Source organism: Psychrobacter sp. ANT_H3 (assembly GCF_027919975.1).
Lineage (GTDB): Bacteria > Pseudomonadota > Gammaproteobacteria > Pseudomonadales > Moraxellaceae > Psychrobacter > Psychrobacter maritimus.
The window spans coordinates 354,105-372,621 of record NZ_JAQISM010000001.1 but is presented as its reverse complement, the minus strand read 5'-3'; the positions used below and the strand labels follow the sequence as shown (position 1 = coordinate 372,621).

Annotated in this window: 19 protein-coding genes; 14 read left to right on the top strand and 5 right to left on the bottom strand. The window is 42.4% G+C overall.

Features of this window, described 5'->3' with window-relative positions; all coding sequences use genetic code 11:
* Nucleotides 1-246: 246 nt before the first annotated feature.
* The 8 genes from PG901_RS01470 (at nucleotide 247) to PG901_RS01435 (ending at nucleotide 6,770) form a co-directional block, all read left to right on the top strand.
* On the top strand, nucleotides 247-858 hold the full coding sequence (locus tag PG901_RS01470; RefSeq protein WP_271133219.1) for a cytochrome b/b6 domain-containing protein: 612 nt from the start codon (nucleotides 247-249) through the stop codon (nucleotides 856-858).
* 22 nt (nucleotides 859-880) lie between these two features.
* Nucleotides 881-1,555 carry a response regulator gene (locus tag PG901_RS01465; RefSeq protein ID WP_201565587.1) on the top strand — a complete coding sequence of 225 codons (675 nt, stop codon included), beginning with the start codon at nucleotides 881-883 and terminating at the stop codon, nucleotides 1,553-1,555.
* Between the two features lie 103 nt (nucleotides 1,556-1,658).
* Nucleotides 1,659-3,116, top strand: coding sequence for an ATP-binding protein (locus PG901_RS01460; protein WP_271133218.1), 1,458 nt, complete (start codon nucleotides 1,659-1,661; stop codon nucleotides 3,114-3,116).
* A gap of 82 nt (nucleotides 3,117-3,198) precedes the next feature.
* Nucleotides 3,199-3,750 (top strand): PepSY domain-containing protein, encoded by a 552-nt coding sequence (locus PG901_RS01455; protein ID WP_271133217.1) that lies wholly within the window; start codon nucleotides 3,199-3,201, stop codon nucleotides 3,748-3,750.
* On the top strand, nucleotides 3,740-4,066 hold the full coding sequence (locus PG901_RS01450; protein WP_227673624.1) for a hypothetical protein: 327 nt from the start codon (nucleotides 3,740-3,742) through the stop codon (nucleotides 4,064-4,066). Before PG901_RS01455 ends, PG901_RS01450 begins: the two co-directional genes overlap by 11 nt.
* Before the next feature lie 53 nt (nucleotides 4,067-4,119).
* Nucleotides 4,120-5,223: an FAD:protein FMN transferase gene (locus PG901_RS01445; protein WP_271133216.1), complete on the top strand. Its 1,104-nt coding sequence runs from the start codon at nucleotides 4,120-4,122 to the stop codon at nucleotides 5,221-5,223.
* 75 nt (nucleotides 5,224-5,298) lie between these two features.
* A complete protein-coding gene (locus PG901_RS01440; RefSeq protein WP_201626075.1) occupies nucleotides 5,299-5,991 on the top strand; it encodes a ferric reductase-like protein in 693 nt (230 codons plus the stop codon).
* A gap of 80 nt (nucleotides 5,992-6,071) precedes the next feature.
* Entirely contained in the window at nucleotides 6,072-6,770 is a 699-nt protein-coding gene (locus PG901_RS01435) for a VIT1/CCC1 transporter family protein (protein WP_201565597.1), read from the top strand.
* Between the two features lie 711 nt (nucleotides 6,771-7,481).
* Here the strand turns inward: PG901_RS01435 and PG901_RS01430 are convergent.
* The 3 genes from PG901_RS01430 to PG901_RS01420 form a co-directional block, all read right to left on the bottom strand.
* Complete coding sequence (locus tag PG901_RS01430; protein WP_271133215.1) at nucleotides 7,482-7,985, bottom strand: hypothetical protein; 504 nt, start codon at nucleotides 7,983-7,985, stop codon at nucleotides 7,482-7,484.
* A 16-nt stretch (nucleotides 7,986-8,001) separates the two neighbouring features.
* Nucleotides 8,002-8,532 (bottom strand): hypothetical protein, encoded by a 531-nt coding sequence (locus PG901_RS01425; protein WP_271133214.1) that lies wholly within the window; start codon nucleotides 8,530-8,532, stop codon nucleotides 8,002-8,004.
* Between the two features lie 291 nt (nucleotides 8,533-8,823).
* Entirely contained in the window at nucleotides 8,824-9,963 is a 1,140-nt protein-coding gene (locus PG901_RS01420; protein ID WP_271133213.1) for a M14 family metallopeptidase, read from the bottom strand.
* Nucleotides 9,964-10,298: 335 nt separating this feature from the next.
* Between PG901_RS01420 and otsB the strand changes: the two genes are divergently transcribed.
* The 6 genes from otsB to PG901_RS01390 all read left to right on the top strand — a co-directional run bounded on the left by otsB (nucleotide 10,299) and on the right by PG901_RS01390 (nucleotide 16,323).
* Nucleotides 10,299-11,207 carry a trehalose-phosphatase gene (gene otsB, locus PG901_RS01415; RefSeq protein ID WP_271133212.1) on the top strand — a complete coding sequence of 303 codons (909 nt, stop codon included), beginning with the start codon at nucleotides 10,299-10,301 and terminating at the stop codon, nucleotides 11,205-11,207.
* Complete coding sequence (locus PG901_RS01410; protein WP_271133211.1) at nucleotides 11,204-12,832, top strand: alpha,alpha-trehalose-phosphate synthase (UDP-forming); 1,629 nt, start codon at nucleotides 11,204-11,206, stop codon at nucleotides 12,830-12,832. The genes otsB and PG901_RS01410 overlap by 4 nt, the downstream gene beginning before the upstream one ends.
* A 19-nt stretch (nucleotides 12,833-12,851) precedes the next feature.
* Nucleotides 12,852-14,000, top strand: coding sequence for an acyl-CoA dehydrogenase family protein (locus PG901_RS01405; RefSeq protein WP_271133210.1), 1,149 nt, complete (start codon nucleotides 12,852-12,854; stop codon nucleotides 13,998-14,000).
* Entirely contained in the window at nucleotides 13,988-14,809 is an 822-nt protein-coding gene (locus PG901_RS01400) for a PIG-L deacetylase family protein (RefSeq protein WP_271133209.1), read from the top strand. The genes PG901_RS01405 and PG901_RS01400 overlap by 13 nt, the downstream gene beginning before the upstream one ends.
* Before the next feature lie 82 nt (nucleotides 14,810-14,891).
* Nucleotides 14,892-15,566 (top strand): class I SAM-dependent DNA methyltransferase, encoded by a 675-nt coding sequence (locus PG901_RS01395; protein WP_271133376.1) that lies wholly within the window; start codon nucleotides 14,892-14,894, stop codon nucleotides 15,564-15,566.
* A 43-nt stretch (nucleotides 15,567-15,609) separates the two neighbouring features.
* Nucleotides 15,610-16,323 (top strand): glycosyltransferase, encoded by a 714-nt coding sequence (locus PG901_RS01390; protein ID WP_271133375.1) that lies wholly within the window; start codon nucleotides 15,610-15,612, stop codon nucleotides 16,321-16,323.
* 43 nt (nucleotides 16,324-16,366) lie between these two features.
* Here PG901_RS01390 and phoR read toward each other — a convergent pair whose 3' ends face one another.
* Nucleotides 16,367-17,437, bottom strand: coding sequence for a phosphate regulon sensor histidine kinase PhoR (gene phoR, locus PG901_RS01385; protein WP_271133208.1), 1,071 nt, complete (start codon nucleotides 17,435-17,437; stop codon nucleotides 16,367-16,369).
* A 237-nt stretch (nucleotides 17,438-17,674) separates the two neighbouring features.
* Complete coding sequence (phoB, locus tag PG901_RS01380) at nucleotides 17,675-18,373, bottom strand: phosphate regulon transcriptional regulator PhoB (protein WP_271133207.1); 699 nt, start codon at nucleotides 18,371-18,373, stop codon at nucleotides 17,675-17,677.
* Between the last annotated feature and the right edge of the window lie 144 nt (nucleotides 18,374-18,517).

The window sequence follows — 18,517 nt, the reverse complement described above, 5'->3', positions numbered from 1 at the left end:
CTTAAAACGCATTCAATTAACATCAATAAATTCTGGCAACGCAAACTATTACTCCTTATACCCTCCATCAAATACTCCCTTTTATTACTCAAATTTTTATTGCCCTCTAAGCTCAGCTTAAGGTTGGTTTGTTTTAATAGTGCTAACAAAGGCTATTTACAATAAATCTAGCCTCATCGCGATAGACACGTTTATTTTAATAGCGTGTTATCGCCAGCAAATAAACTGACTATTAAGCGGGGTATAATGATGGGCCAAAACAATCATAGTGGTATAACCAACGACGCAAGTGAAGCCTTTTCACAACCGTCAAAAACGAAGCAAGTAAGAGTTTGGGATATCCTTGTCAGAATCACCCATTGGACAGTCGCTATTGGTGTTATTGCAAACCTATTGTTTACAGAGGACGGTAGCGATCTGCACGCATACGTTGGCTATACTGTCGTGGGGTTAGTTGTCATACGTTTATTATGGGGCTTTGTAGGCACACGCTATGCTCGATTTAGCAGTTTCTTTCCTACTCCTTTACGTATCAAGCGCCATTTATCAGCATTAAGCGTCCGTCGTACCGATAAACAGCATCTTGGTCATAATCCATTGGCCGCTATTATGATGCTATCATTATGGGCGGCGATTATAGGGCTTGGAATCACAGGCTATCTGTTGGAATCAGGAATGATGGGTAACGAAGATTTTCTTGAAGAGGTGCATGAATTATTAGCAAATAGCTTGTATCTATTGGTTCCTCTACACGTTATCGCGGCGCTTGTCATGAGTTACTGGCAACGACAGAATCTGATTAAAGCCATGATTACTGGTAATAAGACCATAGTAGATGAACCCTCTAAATCAGAATAAGAAAAATGATGGAGCATAGCATATGGCACGTATATTACTCATAGAAGACGATAGTACTATCGCCGACGGTATTATTCTGGGTTTAAAAAGTCATGGCATGATGGTCGATTGGTTCGATAATGCAAAGCAAGGTGAGCTGGCATTACAAGATAATATGTTTGATGCGGTTCTGTTAGATTTAAGCTTGCCGCAAGGCGACGGTATGACAGTATTAAAAAACTGGCGCGGCAAACAGATAGATACCCCTGTATTGATTATCACTGCTCGCGATGCCATCGCCAATCGCGTGGCTGGACTCAATGCAGGGGCTGATGACTATTTGATTAAACCCTTTGCCTTGGATGAAGTTATCGCTCGTCTGCAAGCACTGATGCGGCGCAGCCAAGGACGTAGCCAACCTGAAATTCGCTACGGTAACGTGACTTATCAGCCTCATAGCCAACAACTCTACCATCAAGGCAATCTTATTGAGCTTACGATTAAAGAGGTGGCAATACTAGAGCAAATGCTGACGCATCCTAAGCAGATTCACAGTCGGGCAAGCTTAGAGGACAAGCTCTATGGATGGCAACAAGATATAGAAAGTAATGCCATTGAAGTACATATTCATCATTTACGCAAAAAGCTTGGCAATGATTTTATTTTAACCAAACGTGGGGTGGGTTATTATTTAAATCCTACCTACAATCATCTATAGTGATTTAAAAGCTTAAACTTAAACTTAAACTTAAACTTAAACTTAAACTTAAACTTAAACTTAAAATCATAAAATCCTCCGTCACCTTTTGCCCTGTGAGCCTATGAAAAGTATCCAACAACGACTACTGACGTCCTTATTGATTGGACTGCCTTTGCTTTGGTTACTCACCTCCAGCTTTATCGCCTGGCGACTGTGGCATGAAATCAATGAGATGAATGACACCCAAATCACGCAAGTCGCCCGTTACTTAATCGGGGTATCTGCTGACGAGGAACATGATGACGACGATGACGACAATGGTAACGATGACCATAAGAAACAGTCACGCGCTGCCAAAATATATCACTTAAAAAGTAAGCAGCTATCCGGTGATCTTGGTGAGGCTGAAGATGATTACATGGGGTTTGCCATCTGGAATAAAGACGGTCGGCTGCTCATGGCGGACGAAAATGGGCAGTCATTTAAATTTCTCCCCGATCAACATGGCTTTTTAGAAGACCATCATCATGCCTATCAGCGCTTAAACCCTTTTAACCATCAATGGCGCTTGTTTTATATTCACGATGAACATTCTGATAAGCACGAAAGCCGCGTGATTGCGGTTGGTCAAAACCTTGATTCTCGCCAGAAAATGATTGTTGAGACTATGTCGGTGCAGCTACTGCCTATGCTGGTTGGATTACTGGCGTTCATGGGTCTCGTCGTTCTACTCATTCGCCGTGGCTTTAAACCTTTAACAGAGGTCAGCGCCGAGCTTGAACAACGTCAGCCACAAGATGACAGCCCCATCACAGCAGATGTCCCTAAAGAGATTCAGCCTTTGGTCAGCGCCTTAAACATGTTATTTGTAAAAGTAGCTGACACTTTAGCGCGTGAGCAACGCTTTACGGCTGATGCGTCACATGAGCTACGAAGTCCGCTTGCCGCCTTAAAATTACAAGCGGATTTATTACAACAGCAATTATTGCAACTGTCAGAGATAGAAGACGATAGCCAACTGTTCTATCACACTCAAAAAATCAGTGAGGGTATTGAGCGCGCCAATCACTTGGTTGAGCAACTTTTGACGTTAGCAAAAATAGAGCCACAGCAGCACCTGCCTGCTGAACAATTAGAAAAACCTGATTGGCTGGCTTTAACCGACGAAGTACTTAGCGAGGTTAATCGGCTAGCACGGGAAAAGCATATCCAACTCAAACGCACGGTGCTGTGTGACCATCCTGCCGATATTTTACCTATTCTAGTAAACCCCACCTTATTCAAATTATTAATTCGCAACCTCTTAGAGAATGCCATTCATTATTGCCCAGAAGGTGCTTTGGTGGAATTACAGCTAGATATAAATGCTATCCGAGTGCTCGATAATGGCAATGGCGTCGCGCCTGAGCAGTTAGCACGGCTCAGCGAACGCTTTTATCGACCAGCCGGTCAAAGCCAAATGGGCAGCGGCTTAGGTCTATCTATTGCTAATCGGATTGTCGAGCTACATAACCTGAACTTAGCATTTGCCAACCGCCCTTCTCCAGAAACCGGCTTTATGGTCACTATCAGTAAATAAAGCCGCCTTGTCTTAAGTTTGAGTTAATCTTCACCGCGTATGCTACTTGTATTCCCTCATGATTTCATACGGAGTACAACTTATGAGCCTGCCACTATTAAAACCCTTGTTATTGACTATCGGTGCCTCTTCACTGGTCTTCTTTGGCGGTGTTATCGCATTAACGACAGCATCATCAGATTCTACTGATGTCTTATCAGCGGCAAATATTACCAATCAGCTGACTGCTGCTGTTAAACAGAACACTGCTATTGAGCCGCTATCGGCTGCGATGCTTACAAGCGACCAAGCAATCGCCTTAGCCAAACAAAACCTTCCTAATTCAACCCTACAAGCGACTCCAGAGCTGGTTAACTACAACGGTGCCGTCGCCTATGAGGTGCGCTTAGATACCAACACCACTTATATTGATGCCAATCTCGGCTCTATCTTGAACCCTGTTAACACCAGTGCTGCCTTTGTTAATGACGACTATTCTGATTATGACGATGACGAAGATAAATACGAAGACCACGACAATGATGATGCGAAACACCATAAGAAAAAGCATAAGGATAAATACGATAAAGAAAGCGAGCGTCTGATTGCTACGAGCTATAAGCATGATAACGATGAGGATGACTATGATGATTAATTCTAAAGTACCTGCTACTAAAGCCACTCATAAAAACCTGAAAAAAGCCGATCCTATTGCGACGTTTAAAAATAGCATTCTCATCGTCTCGGTCGTTGGCACCATGGCAGGTTGGCTCATATTACTTGATCAAGAAGCCGATAGTTTACCTGCCAGCACCGCTATTCCTGTCAGCACTAGCATCTCAAACCCTAACGTCATAGTGGCTCAAACCCCAAGTGGCGTTGATATCACGCAATTAAGACAAGTGAATGAAGTAGAACGCCCAGCGGTTGAAGCGATAGCGGTTGTCGCTCGTACCCGCTCTTCTCGATAAATAAAAAATGATGGGCTTAAAATGATGACCAATCGTGCAACTAAGGACTTCTTATGCAAGCAAACACCAACAGCAGCACGCCACAACTAGCGACCTTTATGTTGCCGGCGATGGGTTGTCACGTCCAAATCAGTCTAAATATTACGCAATTAAGCTTGCAGCAAACGCAAGGCAACACAGACCAAGAGATAGTCCAAAAAATTGACCAAAAAGTCGCTTTGGTTAAAGCTTATGTAGAAGAAAAACTGCTGCAGTGGGAGCATATATTCAGTCGTTTTGATAACACCAGCGAGCTGATGAGACTCAATAGTCATACCAATCAATGGACAGATATCAGCCCAGAATTGTTTGCTGTTTTAGAAAGCGCCATTGCTTTTGTGCCAAAAACCCAAGGCTTAGTCACCCCAACATTACTAAACACCCTGTGGGATATTGGCTATAAACACTCATTTGAGACCTTAGCAAAACAACCGACGCCGTCTGTGCAAACTGCTCAGCCGACTTTGCAAGATACTTCTGATGCTTCTAAAAACGACGCTGCCAATCAATCCATAAAAAATATCAAGCTTCGCACGTCAGCTCATGGACAACACAAAGTATGTCTCCCGACTGGCACAGCTCTCGATTTAAATGGTTATGTCAAAGGATGGTGCGCGATGCAATTGGCCGAATACATCAGTCAACGCTCTGACTGGCAATTGCCTTGTTTAATTGATATGGGAGGCGACATAGCGATTGGTGTGCCAAATGAGCAAAAATTTGCCAAACCTATTACATGGGCCATTGCTATCGCCAAACCCTATATTGCTGATAGCCAGCAGGTTCAAGATGAAGAAGATATCGCCATTATTCATATCAGTGCGGGCGCTGTTGCAACCTCAGGTCAAGACTATCGCCGTTGGTGGCATAAAGGCCATTGGCAACATCACTTGATACACCCTTATTATGCTTGTCCTGCAAAAAGTGACGTTTTAAGTGCCACCATACTTGCTGATGATACGCTGACCGCAGAGGTATATGCCAAATACTGTGTCATCCTAGGCGCGAAAAAAGCGCTGCAATGGCTGTCCGAACAGCATATTGCCGCCGTATTAGTCGATACTGATTATAAGGTCACGGCTTCACCCGTCATTCATCCAAACTTAATTGCCATTTAATCCATAAAACATATTTAAGTCGTTACTATTTAAGGTTTTACTATCTTAAGTTGTTACCTTGATTGGAGAATAGCCATGCATACTGACTCTCACCCTGATTCTAGCAATCCCTTGATAGTTAAATTAACTAAGAAAGTCTTTCAGGCGCTATGGACAGTATTTATTTTAAGTGCTGGCATAGTCGGCGGCGTTTATGCCTTTTCGTTGTGGGGAGAAAGCCTATCGCAAATCCTTATGACCACAGACAAGCACTTTTGGTATCTGTCGCGCGCAAGTGGTGTGATTGCCTATGCTTTATTTTGGTTGGCAGTTGTTTTTGGTTTGTTGCTCAGTACGCGCCTATGTCGGTATTTTAATGCGGCAAAAGTATTTGCATTACATCAATATTTAAGCTTGCTCGCCGTAGGTTTTGCTACTTTTCATGCGGTTATTCTATTGGCTGATAACTATATGAATCTGAATATTTGGCAGGTATTATTACCGCTTGGGTTTCAGACTGACCGTATCGGTGTCGCATTAGGACAATTGGGATTTTGGTTTCTATTCATCAGCGCGTTTAGCTTCTACCTTAAAAAATACATGGGTCAATCAGCATGGCGATGGTTGCATTTTTTAACCTTTTTAGCTTATATGGGCATTAGCATCCATGTGTTTATGGTGGGCTCTGATAGCCGACTGCTAGCGCTATTATTGTTTTATGCCGGTAGTCAGACAGTGGTCTTTGTACTGATTGCCTATCGTTTATATGCGTTAAGGCAAGTTAGCTAATCTCTGAGCAATTTACAGGGTAAACTGTAATACTATATCCTTGGTTTATTATTTTTGCTTAGTTATTTTTGAGGTTATTTATGTCCCTTTCTATTCATGATGAAGTGCATTTAAGCAACCGTAGCCAGTGGCTCAGAGCAGCCGTTCTCGGTGCAAATGATGGATTGATTTCTACCGCCAGTTTATTGGTTGGTATTGCTGCGGCAAACGCCAATAGCCAGACTTTACTACTGACGGGGCTTGCGTCATTGACTGCGGGTGCTTTATCAATGGCGGCGGGTGAGTATATTTCCGTGTCATCACAGGCAGATACTGAAAAAGCGGACTTGGCAAAAGAGCATCATGAGTTAACACATAACTCTGAGCGCGAGCTTCTTGAGCTGACAAGAATTTATGAGCAGCGTGGACTTGAGCAAGACTTAGCCCATCAAGTTGCCGTGGCTTTGACTGAGCACGATGCCCTAGAAGCCCATGCGCGTGATGAGATTGGTTTGACTGACATAAGTACCGCCAAGCCACTTCAAGCCTCTATTGCCTCTGCCCTATCATTCATAGTAGGCGCCATCGTTCCTGTTATGGGTATTCTGCTATTGCCAGCAGAGACATTAGTATGGTCGTTGGCCTCGTTGACTGTCGTAGGCTTAATTTTACTTGGTGTGGTATCTGCACGCTTGGGCGGTGCCCCTATCATTCCTGCTACTGCTCGGGTAGTAATATGGGGTGTACTAGCTATGCTGGCAACTTCGTTTATCGGCGGGTTGTTTGGTGTCGCGGTTTAACTTCTGTCTTCTTTACTATAACCTCTCTTATACAAGCAAAGAGAGGTTCCCTAGTGAGGACTTGAAGGCTCGGCTGTGTAGAGCTGACATCAATGGTCTTAATTATTTAGGCGGTCACAGTGTACTCGGTAGTGTACTTATCGAGATGAAATGCACCCAAGCTAAATCTCTACGCCAAGCTTGGATTGATAATAGTTTAAAAAACTTTCTCCATGGTATAGGCTCTTCCATATTTATAATGGACTAAAAATCAATCATAAAAGGATCTTAAGAAGTGACAGATTTTATTAGGGAGGTGGCGATTGGAATGTTTTTGTCTTGGCATATAAAGGACCACCCGTTTTGGACGAGTTTTTTAAAAGGATACTATGTTGGATTTGTCGTATTTATATTATTAACCTTAGTACGCATATTTAAAGACGAGGCTATCTTAGAGACGCTTAAACGAGATATCGTGATATTTCTTATATTAGGCACTATCGTTTCATCAGTACTAATAGTTTTTACTTTCATTAACAAGTATTGGCATCCAACTCAAAGGTGAATATACCCCAAGCCTAATGTAACCACCTAGTAAGAGCTAAAAATGTAGTGGCATAACAAACCCCTACAGTGCACAAGAAGTATGTATTGGTGAGGCTAATCGTTAAGCTTCATAAGTCCTAAATTCCTGTCGATTGAGCTAATTTACATTAAATCGTGATCGGTGCGCTATACAGGCATCGATCTGGCAGATATAACTTCAACGTATATAGGCTGAGCATATAATTCAAGGCTATTGATATCATGCACTACTTCACCGTTCCTACTCTTGTGAAAAGTAAAAGTTGCAAACCTCCTAACCTCATCATCTTGAAAACCTATTGTTATATTAACTCTCTCTAAAGGAAAGTCTATAAGCCATTTTTTCTTGAATTTGTTAGAAAATATGATGGACTGGATGAACGGGTCTTGGTCTGTAAAATCTTCTATATGAAACCTATTAGTAGAAACTTCATAACCCGAAAAATCAGTAAATTGTCTTTCAATCTTATGTTTTTCAATTGAACAGCGAGCATAGCTTGAAGGGAATATTTTTTCTAGAAAAACGCAGTCACCTATCGGTAAAAACCCTTCTTTTAAGATAAGGTCTAACTCCTTATCTAATTTGCCTTCTCGTATTTCACTTTCATTAATATCTAAAAACTCTTTCATCAGTAGATTGGTGTAAATCATAGCTTTGTCCTAAATGTCATATTAATCCAGTGCTGGCTTTAATTTTCTCTATTTCAGATAAAGATAATTGAGTCATAGCTATGATACATAACTCTTTACTATTATTAAAACCTACTACTAATCTATCATTTATAATATACGACTCCACTTTGCAATAACTAATTGAAAATCTTACAGATATATAGTTATTTCCTAAATCGAGATAAAGATCTGAATCAAGAGTATCTATAAAATAGCTATCTAAGCACTTATTTGATTTTGTAATATCAAAAATTACAATACCTTTAGTCAGTGCATAGTCAGGAATTTTAAAAGAACTATTAAGTCTCTTAATATTTTCTCTTTTAATCACTGTCAAGGTACAACTGCTCATTACACCCTCTTCCGCATTAACTCCAATTTCGAGCAATGACCTTTTTCCATCACCGTATCTAAAATATGATTTTTGAAAGTTTGGCTTGCCGATATTTATATCAAAGGGAATATAGTCATCAAATTCGATGGAAACTATTTTATTATCATTGCTAATACTTTTGAACTTTAACAATTTATTCTCCTATTTATATAGAGCATACCCCAACTGAACCATTTATTTCACCCTTCACACCTATTAACAGACCACTTAAAACAGACTGGTATAATGGAACCACTTATATCACGACAATAAGTAGAGACTTGTGCCATTTGTATCTCCCTCCCAATCCTTTAAATTTATAGATAATAGACCTCTTACAAAAGCCCCATTCTATTGATTTCTAATAACAGAGTTTCAAAGACTGGCGACGACTTATGCAGGAGATCTAATAAAATATATGATTTAAATATGACACATCAATAATTAACGCAAATCATCAACGACCGCCAGCATTGCAACCAACGAGGCTTCACCTAGCTTAATTGAACGCTCTGGTGACCAGCCTGTATCTGCATCAGGTACATTATCATTATCTTTAAACGGCATCTCTAAGGTATTGGCCAGACAATCAAACCGTTCCGCTACCCAGTGGGTGGCGATGGTCATATTCGCGGTGCCCGGCGCATCGATGTCATAGCCAAACTCAGACTGAAAATCAGCACTGGCGAGCTTTAATACGTCTGAAAACTTATCACGTAAACGCGCAAGACGGTCGTTATAACTTGGTGTGCCTTGCGAGCCGGCTAAGAACACATAAGGCAGCGCTTCATCACCGTGCACATCATAAAATAAGTCCACACCCGTTGCTTCCATCTTATTAATGACATGGAACACCTCAGGGCTTTTCTCTAAGCTTGGATTCAACCATTCACGGTTTAAATTCGTTCCGACAGCATTAGTACGTAGATGTCCGCGCACACTGCCATCAGGGTTCATATTTGGCACAATATAGACGTTCGCCTTTTCTAATAACAGCTTAGCAGTGGCGTTATCACTATCTAGTAAGCTATATAACAATCCTTCAACCAGCCACTCAGCCATCGTCTCACCCGGATGCTGGCGCGCCGTAATCCAAATATTGCGTTTGCTCTTATCACTACTGCTATCACCATCAGCAATTTTCACCAAGGTTAAGTCGCGCTTATCAAGCGTTTCGCCTAAATGCTCTACACTCACTAATGGGTGCATTTGTACGGCTGCCAATAAGTCTTGATGACGCTCATAACTGTAAGGAGCAAAATACGCAATTTGAATGGTGTCGCACTCAAGCTCTGCCACTATGGTTAATTTGCCGTCTTTATAAGAGGTTGGCAGACGGAACCAGTACTCCCGATCATAGGAAGCAACCGCTTGGTAATTCTCCCAGCCCTCAAGGTATGACGCCGCCCCTGCATTGACAATATTGAGCACATATTGCTCGCCAATCTCACCTGATAGACGAAAGTTAAACCACTGGAAAAACTCTTCACCAACGTCTGGACGAATCGCTAATTGGATATCTTTTTTATCTTCTAGACTAATAACGTCAATATTACCTGCGTCAAAATTTGCAGTGATATGCATAATCTTTCCTTAATGGTTTTTTGTAAATTTAAAGACTTATGTTAAAAAAACTTATACTAAACTCAATAGGTTGTCCATCATAGTGTAACGGAGTTTATGGCACACTCGTGATCAAGTTTGGTTGCTTATTATAGCGCTTGTTCCTTTATTATTAGCTTGATTCTTGGTTTGATTCTTGGATTGCTTATAACTAGAAACTAAGAGAACACTGCAAACCCGCACATTCTCGAACATCAAACACATATTAGCTTGTAGTAGACAGTCTATTTCAATAATTCGTGCGCCTTAGAGCAAAATCTGCTGCTCTATTACCAAAGATAAATAAAGGAATATATGTGACTTCAGGAAGAAGCGCCAGCGTGCATAGCGCACCTATATACATCTCACCCAAGCACTTTGCCGATTACTTATCGCCTCAGCAAGGCTATTGCCTATTTTTGGATATAGATGGCACGCTTGCAGATTTTACCTTGAATCCAAAAGACAGCTTCATTCCTACTACCACCCTAACACTTTTAGAAAAAATACAAAGTCATGGCGTCAACATCGCAATTGTCACCGGACGCAGTCTAGCTGAAGCAAGGCAAATGCTGTCTCCTATAAAGCTGCCGATTGCCGCAACGCATGGATTAGAAATGGCATTTGATGGTATCAGCGCCAGCCTTACACAAATTGACCTCACCGAACTGACCGCCATTAAGCAGGCTATTCGTCAATCTTGTACGCCTTACGATGATTTGTCGATAGAAGATAAACCTTATTCTATTGCCCTACATTATCGGCAAAATCCTGTGTTAGCCGATGTGGCTTATAGCATTATGTCAACGGCGTCAAAAAATCATGCTGATTGGTTATTAAAACAGGGCAAATACGTGTGGGAGATAGCGCCCAAAGAGGCCGATAAAGGCACTGCAATTTTAACCTTATTAAAACAAATGCAGACCAATGATACTCTTTGCCCTATTTTTATCGGTGATGATATAACCGATGAAGCAGGGTTTATTGCCGTACAAAGCAGCAAGCGATTCATAGAAAAAAGCCATTTAATCAAAGGCATGGGTATCAGGGTAGGTAACGAGTACCAGCAGCCAACGTGCGCCCATTATTATGTCAATAACATTCATGAAGTAACAGTTTTACTTGAGCGCTTTTTAACTTTTTGTCAAAAACGCAGCACGCTATTGTCTAACCTAACTAATTCCAATGTTCAGATAGTCAGCAAACATTCGAGGCAACTGATATGAGCCGTTTAATCGTCTTATCTAACCGAGTAAAGATGCCCGATAATAATCCTATGGCAGGCGGGCTGGCAGTAGCGCTGCAAGATATATTAACGGGCAGTTCAGTCATCTGGATGGGTTGGAATGGTGACATTATTGATAGCTCTGATGCCGGTGAAATCAATAGCTTTAGCAATTATAAACAAGCTGCTTTAGCAAGTTCTTGTATGCAAGGAACGCATACCGAAACTACTTATATGACCACCGCCCTCACCACCCGACAATATCAGCATTTTTACTGCGGATTTGCCAATAACGTGCTGTGGCCAATGCTGCATGAGCAACCTAAGTTAATTAGCCAAGCACCAGAGGACTATGCCGGCTATCAAGATGTAAATCGCCTGTTTGCTCAACAATTAAAGAGCATTATTCAGCCTGACGATGTGATTTGGGTGCATGATTATCATTTTTTAAGTGTGGCTTATCATTGTAAGAAACTTGGAATAAAAAATCGTATTGGCTTTTTTTTACATATTCCGTTTGCGCCATTAGCCTTTTGGCGACAGCTTGCTCAAAGCTGTGAGCTGATTAAACAGCTTGCGCATTATGATGTGCTTGGCACCCAAACTCAGCAAGATAAAGCCCATTGTCTTGCGGTTTTGCAACATTATTTAAAAGATAGCGTTTTAGAAGACAACGTTTTAGAAGATAGTCTGGCAAAAAACAGTCTTTTAGATTTTTTACCCATCAACGTTTTATATTCCAAACAGTCTGTTACTAGAGCGCATACTGCATCTGGTACGCAATTGAAACTTCATTTAGAGTTAAAACCCCAGCATGCTTTAACAATTAATGCCTATCCTATCGGCGTCAATGTCACAAAGATTCAGCAGCAGGTTAGCCATGTATTCCCGCCTTTATCCTTATCATCTACACAGTACACTCAACGGAACGATACCGTAAAGCCCATTTCACAGCGTATTATTGCGGTTGATAGGATTGATTATTCCAAAGGTTTATTAGAGCGTTTTTCGGGCTATCGCGACTTTTTACAGCAATATCCAGCCTATCAAAATCGGCTGCAATTATTACAAATCGCCTGCCCTAGCCGTTTAGATTTACCGACTTATCAGCGACTTTATAAGGAAGTTAAACAAGCGGTTTATAACGTTAATCAACAATTTTCGCCTAATACAGATTCTTGGCAAGCAATTAATTATAGCGAAGAAGTATTAAGCCATGAGACCGTGATGACGGCATTTTGCCAAAGTGATCTCGGTTGGGTAAATTCGCTGCAAGACGGTATGAATCTGGTCGCCAAAGAATATATTGCTGCCCAAAATCCTGATAATCCTGGGGTGTTGATGCTATCACGTTATGCCGGAGCCGCCGAGCAAATGCAAGCAGCGGTCATTATCGATCCGTATCAGCCAAAAAGTATCATAGAGGGTTTGAATACTGCCTTAACGATGCCACTAGGAGAGCGAAAATCCCGCTATCAGATGTTATTGCAAGGATTGCAGCAAGATAACTTACATGCTTGGCAGCAAAGCTTTTTAGACGACCTATATTTAGATAACTTATATGATAATAAAAAACATCAAACAGACAGCGATTCCTCAGAAGCCGTCCAAATGTCTGGCTCATAAAAATAACTAGGAGACCCTTATGCTCGCGCTCGAGGCAAAAAACCCTTTACTGTCAGACATAAAATCTGCCATAGAAAATATCATATTTACTGGCAATCAAGCCAATGGCAGTATGGTTAGCACAAACATTATTTCTATAACCGATAAGCTGCGCCATGAGATATTAAAAATCTTAGTGAGCTATAGCGATAAAATTCCTCATCCTGCCAGCGGCACTGAAGGCAATAAAGAAAACAAATCCCGAACCAATTCACGTACTTTGATTCGTTGGCAAATTTTGGCTTATGTGGCCAGTATAGATTTAACGATTGCAAAATGGTTTGAATCGCATTTAGATGCCCTAAGCATTTTACATGAACTGGGCTATGAGCAAGCAACACAAGGATTATGGGCAATTTGGGCAGCAGAGGGTCATCCTCTGAGCTATCAGCAAGACAAAGTCCACGGCAGCAAAGCTTGGTGTTCGGGGGCAAATATCGTTGACCATTGTCTAATGACCTATCGCGATAAGGATGGTCAGGCGCAATTGCTTATGGTGGATATGCAGCAAGATGGCATTAAGATTGATAATAGTGCATGGCAAGCAGTCGGCATGCAGGCTACTGATACGGCAACCATACATTTCGATGAGGTAGTAGCCAGTAACGTTGGCGCGGCAAATGCGTATCTAGAACGCGTGGGATTTTGGCATGGTGCGGCTGGCGTCGCTGCTTGCTGGTATGGCGCGGCGACTTGTCTCGCCAGTTATTTAATCAGCGCTTATCAGCAAAAGCCAAACGATTATAAAGCCATGTATTTGGGACGAATTGGCACGGCACTGGCTGTCACTGAGCAATACTTTCATCATATTGCTGAGTTAATAGATAATGAACCAACACAAAGTCATGAGCTTGCCATCCGCCAATTAAGGTCAAACGTTGAGCAAGTAGCGCGCGAGGTTATAGAGGTCGTCGGGCAAGCATTGGGCGCCGCGCCCTTTTGTAATAACCCTCATTTCGCCAGATTATCAGCCGATTTGAGCGTATTTATTCGCCAAAGTCATGGCGCTTTTGATTTACAGAAAATCGGTGAGCTGTCTAGTATGTTATCCAGTGAATCCGCTAGCACACTGACTAACGACGACACCAGTGACTTTATAAATAGGCAGGAAAATATATGGCAACTGTAATTCCTAGTAAGCCAGCACCTATAAAAAATAACCATCCGATTGTTGGCGACCGCGTTATTGAAGGTGATGGCACCAGTTGCGACGCTTGGCAAAATTGGTCAGGACTGCAAAGCATGCTGCGCTTAAATGTAGCGACAACCTTTCCAGCGCATCAGCGGGTTTGTATTTTCGCGCCGCATCCTGATGATGAGGTTTTGGGCTGCGGTGGGTTGCTACAACATTTAGCCAATAATGGTAATCCAATCCTACTGGTCCATGTAACCAATGGCACGCAAAGCCATCCTGACTCGCAGATTTATCCTCCAAAAGCGCTTGATATTATCCGTCCACAAGAAAGTATCGCAGCGTTAGAGGCGTTGGATATATCTCATCAAGTCAAGGTTATTTCTATGCATCTAACCGATGGTGATGTATTTGCTGAGCAGGCACAGTTTCACCAAAAATTAGCAGCCATTATTCAGCCTGATGATATTTTGGTAACGCCGTTTGTACACGACGGGCATCCTGACCACGAGGCGACAGGGCAAGTGGTCGCTGCATTTGCTAAGCAGCACCGTTTAGCCTGTTATCAAGTGTTAATTTGGGCGTGGCATTGGGCAAAGCCTGCTGACAGCCGTATTCCTTGGAGCTGTGCTTTCAAAGTAGATTTAACGCCCGAGCAATTGCAGCGCAAAATCCAAGCCATTCATTGCTTTACCAGCCAAATTACCGTTGATGAAAGTACAGGCAATCCGCCCATTTTATCGGCTCAAACCATTGCCAGAATTAGCCAACCATGGGAGGTTTATTTATATGAGCCAACACTATAAATCAACGCCACCAATGGATTTTGGAAAACCCTCAATGGCTTGTAAAAATGAGACGACTGACAGCTCCCATACTGATACGCAAATGCAAGCTGTCAACTATGCAGAAACCTATTTTGATGCCTTATATAGTGGCAATAGCGACCCTTGGCAGTATCAGACACGCTGGTACGAAAAGCGTAAACGCGATATGTGTCTAGCTGTGTTGCCACAAGCACAATATGAAAACGCCATTGAATTAGGCTGTGGAAACGGCGTATTTAGTGAGTTACTTGCCAGCCGTTGTCAGGCCTTATTAAGTATGGACGGTAATAAACAGGCGGTGCAGCTTGCTAAGCAACATTTGGCAGAGTCCGCGCATGTAAATGTCATACAAGGAGTCATTCCTGACGAATTACCGACTGCTCAGCCAATCTTTGATTTAATTATTATTAGTGAAATTTTATATTATTTATCGCCCAATGATATTGAGACAGTTATTACTTGGATTAAACAAAACCTTGCTGTGGGTGGCACATTGCTATGCTGTCATTGGCGTTATGCCATTGAAGGCTTTGTGATGACGGGTGAAACCGTACATCAACGTTTATGCCAAGCGTTTAATAAAGGAAGTAATGAGCTAGAACCTAAGCAGGGACAGCACATCGATACTAAAAATTCAACCTTTACCCATCAAAGTAAAATTATCGATAGCGATTTCTTATTAGACGTTTGGCAATACTCTCCCGAATCAGTCGCCATGCAAGAGAACTTGGCATAAGAGGATATGACACTCAGCAAAACAAGGCGGATATATGGATGATATGAAAATTGGCATTGTCATTCCTGCTCATAACGAAGCGATGACTATTACTAAGTGCTTAGCATCGGTGCAAACTGCCATTGAGCAGCTGCCCTCTACCATTACCGCGACTGTGCTTGTCGTGCTTGACAGCTGTCGCGATGATACGCTTGAATTGGTTAAAAGTGTTCAATTAGAAAGTGCTCAAGCTAAAAATACTAAAATCGAAAATGCTGACGTGAATTATCTATGCTGTGATTACCAATGCGTGGGACAAGTACGGGATTTAGGCATTCGTCATGCTATCGCAGCTGGCGCGACATGGCTTGCCTGTACAGACGCTGATTCAGTCGTCACCCCAGATTGGCTGATACAGCAAATCACCCATATCAAAGACCAGCCTACCGATATGATATGCGGCGTAGTAAGTGTTGATAGCTGGGCACATTTGACGCCGCAAACGCGCAAAGATTATATGGCTCATTATCAAGATAAGATGGGACATCGTCATATTCATGGGGCAAATTTAAGTTTTAGCGCTGAGTCTTATCTTGCCGTTGGCGGTTTTGCGCCATTAGGGTGTCATGAAGATGTCGATTTGGTAAAAAGGTTTGAGAGTACAGGCTATGCCATCACCTGGAGCAATCGCGTTCGAGTTATTACTAGCAGCCGTTTGCAAGCTCGAGCAACAGAAGGTTTTGCCGCGTTTTTAGCCAATTTAGAAACTAATCATTGACAGTCATGTTTAAAAATCCTGCTAACGGCTACGAGTTTAGCAGTTAGCCTATAGGAGCAGAGCGAATATGAGTGGCGGGGAAAACGGCGCTAAATGTCGAGCCTTTACCTTCTGACGATTCAATTTGTAAGGTCGTATCATATTGATATAACACATGCTTCACAATCGCCAGCCCTAGCCCTGTGCCGCCTGTCGCACGACTGCGCCCGCTATCCACTCGGTAAAAACGCTCGGTCAATCTTGCAACATGCTCCGGCGCAATCCCAATACCATCATCACTGACGGCAAACCGACAGCCTTCTGCGGTCCTCGCCCAACTGATGACGATATTACCTGCTTTTGGCGTGTATTTAATCGCATTAATCACCAAATTGGATAACGCACTGTTCAAATACATCTCCGAGCCATAAAGACCATCATAGGTATCTATCTGTAAATGCAGCGTATGGCCATATTCTTGGTTATAAGCCTGCGCGTCATCATAGACATGGGTGAGCAGCTTGGTCATATCAATATAATGCAGCTCATGTGTCTCTTCGATTTCAATCCGAGACAGCAGCAGCAAGTCATTGACCACTCTATTCATGCGCGCAGTCTGCTGCGTCATTAACTCAAACCCGCGTCGCCATTGCCGCGGCATATCTTCCTGATCTGAGAAATTCTCCAGATAGCCCATCAGTACAGTCAATGGCGTTCGTAACTCATGCGAGACATTTGCCACAAAGTCGCGGCGCATTTGCTCTAAGTGTTGTAAGCGGGTCACATCATAAATAATCAGCAGCTTTTCATCGCCAAAAGGCGTGAGCTCACATTTAAGATAACGGTTAGGGTCTTGCCATGACTTCATATGTACACCATCATTGGGTGTCACCATACTCTGATAGTATTGCCGAAACTCAGGGACATTAATAAAGTCAAAAATACTTTTGCCATGATCCGCTGTCTGCAACAATAATAAATCTTCGGCAGCCTGATTCCACCACTCCAAACCATCATCGTCATTTAGCAAGATAACCGCATCTCGCAGTGCGCGTAAGGCACTTCTGATTTTTTTCAGCTGGTCGGTGGAGTATTGCTCGATGTCCTGTTGCTCAATGTCCCTTGGCGTTATCATGTTTTTCTCTCTTCTTTATTATCAGTATGATGCTTAGCACTTATTCTTAGAACTGACTATTCTTAGCACTGACTATTCTTAGCACTGACTATTCTCAGTACTTATGCTTCTTAGTTCTTATTATTCTAAATATTTATGACTCTGAGCACTGAATGTTCTTATCACTGTTTCCTTGCCTTATAAACTACCTTGTAAGCTGCCTTGTAAATAATGGGCTATTTTTCAAAATCGATAGCGTTATTCAACCAGACTCGAAAACCGATAACCGGTACCGCGAACCGTTTGAATCAAGGCACTACAATCATAAGGCTGTAGTAATTTTCGTAAACGCCGGATGTGTACATCAATCGTGCGATCTTCGATATAGACATTGCCGCCCCAGACCTGATCTAACAGCTGGGTGCGCGTATAAGCACGCTCGGGGTGACTCATAAAAAACGCCAGCAAGCGATATTCTGTCGGCCCGATATCAATGACTGTATTATCCGCGGTGATACGCTGACTTTTGGGATCGAGACTAAGCTTGCCTATTTCGATTGGCTTATCGCTACTAAGCGCACGACTACGGCGTAATACCGCTTTGATTCTGGAGATTAATTCACGCGTTGAAAAGGGTTTGGTCATATAGTCATCAGCGCCCGCATCAAGCCCATGAACCTTGCTATCCTCTTCACTTTTGGCGGTCAGCATAATCACCGGTATCTCAGCCAGCATCTCATCGCTTTTAAGCATGCGGCAAAAATCAATACCACTTTTATCACCCGGCAACATCCAATCTAGCAAAATCAACGCCGGTCTATGATCCACCACTTGCTGATGCGCCTCTGCGACGTCAGCCGCTTGTAAACTCTCAAAGCCCGCCATCTCTAGCGTCATTACCACCATCTCACGAATTGCAGGTTCATCTTCGACAATCAAAATCTGCTCATTGCGCATACCATCGCCTCATTATTGAAAGACAAAAAATTGGAAAACAAAAATACTAAGCCCTTATCAACGCCTGCCCATTAAACGGCTTAATTATGACAGTTTGATGACACAGTGACTCGCTACGTTAAATGCTGTGCCTTAAACACTGCA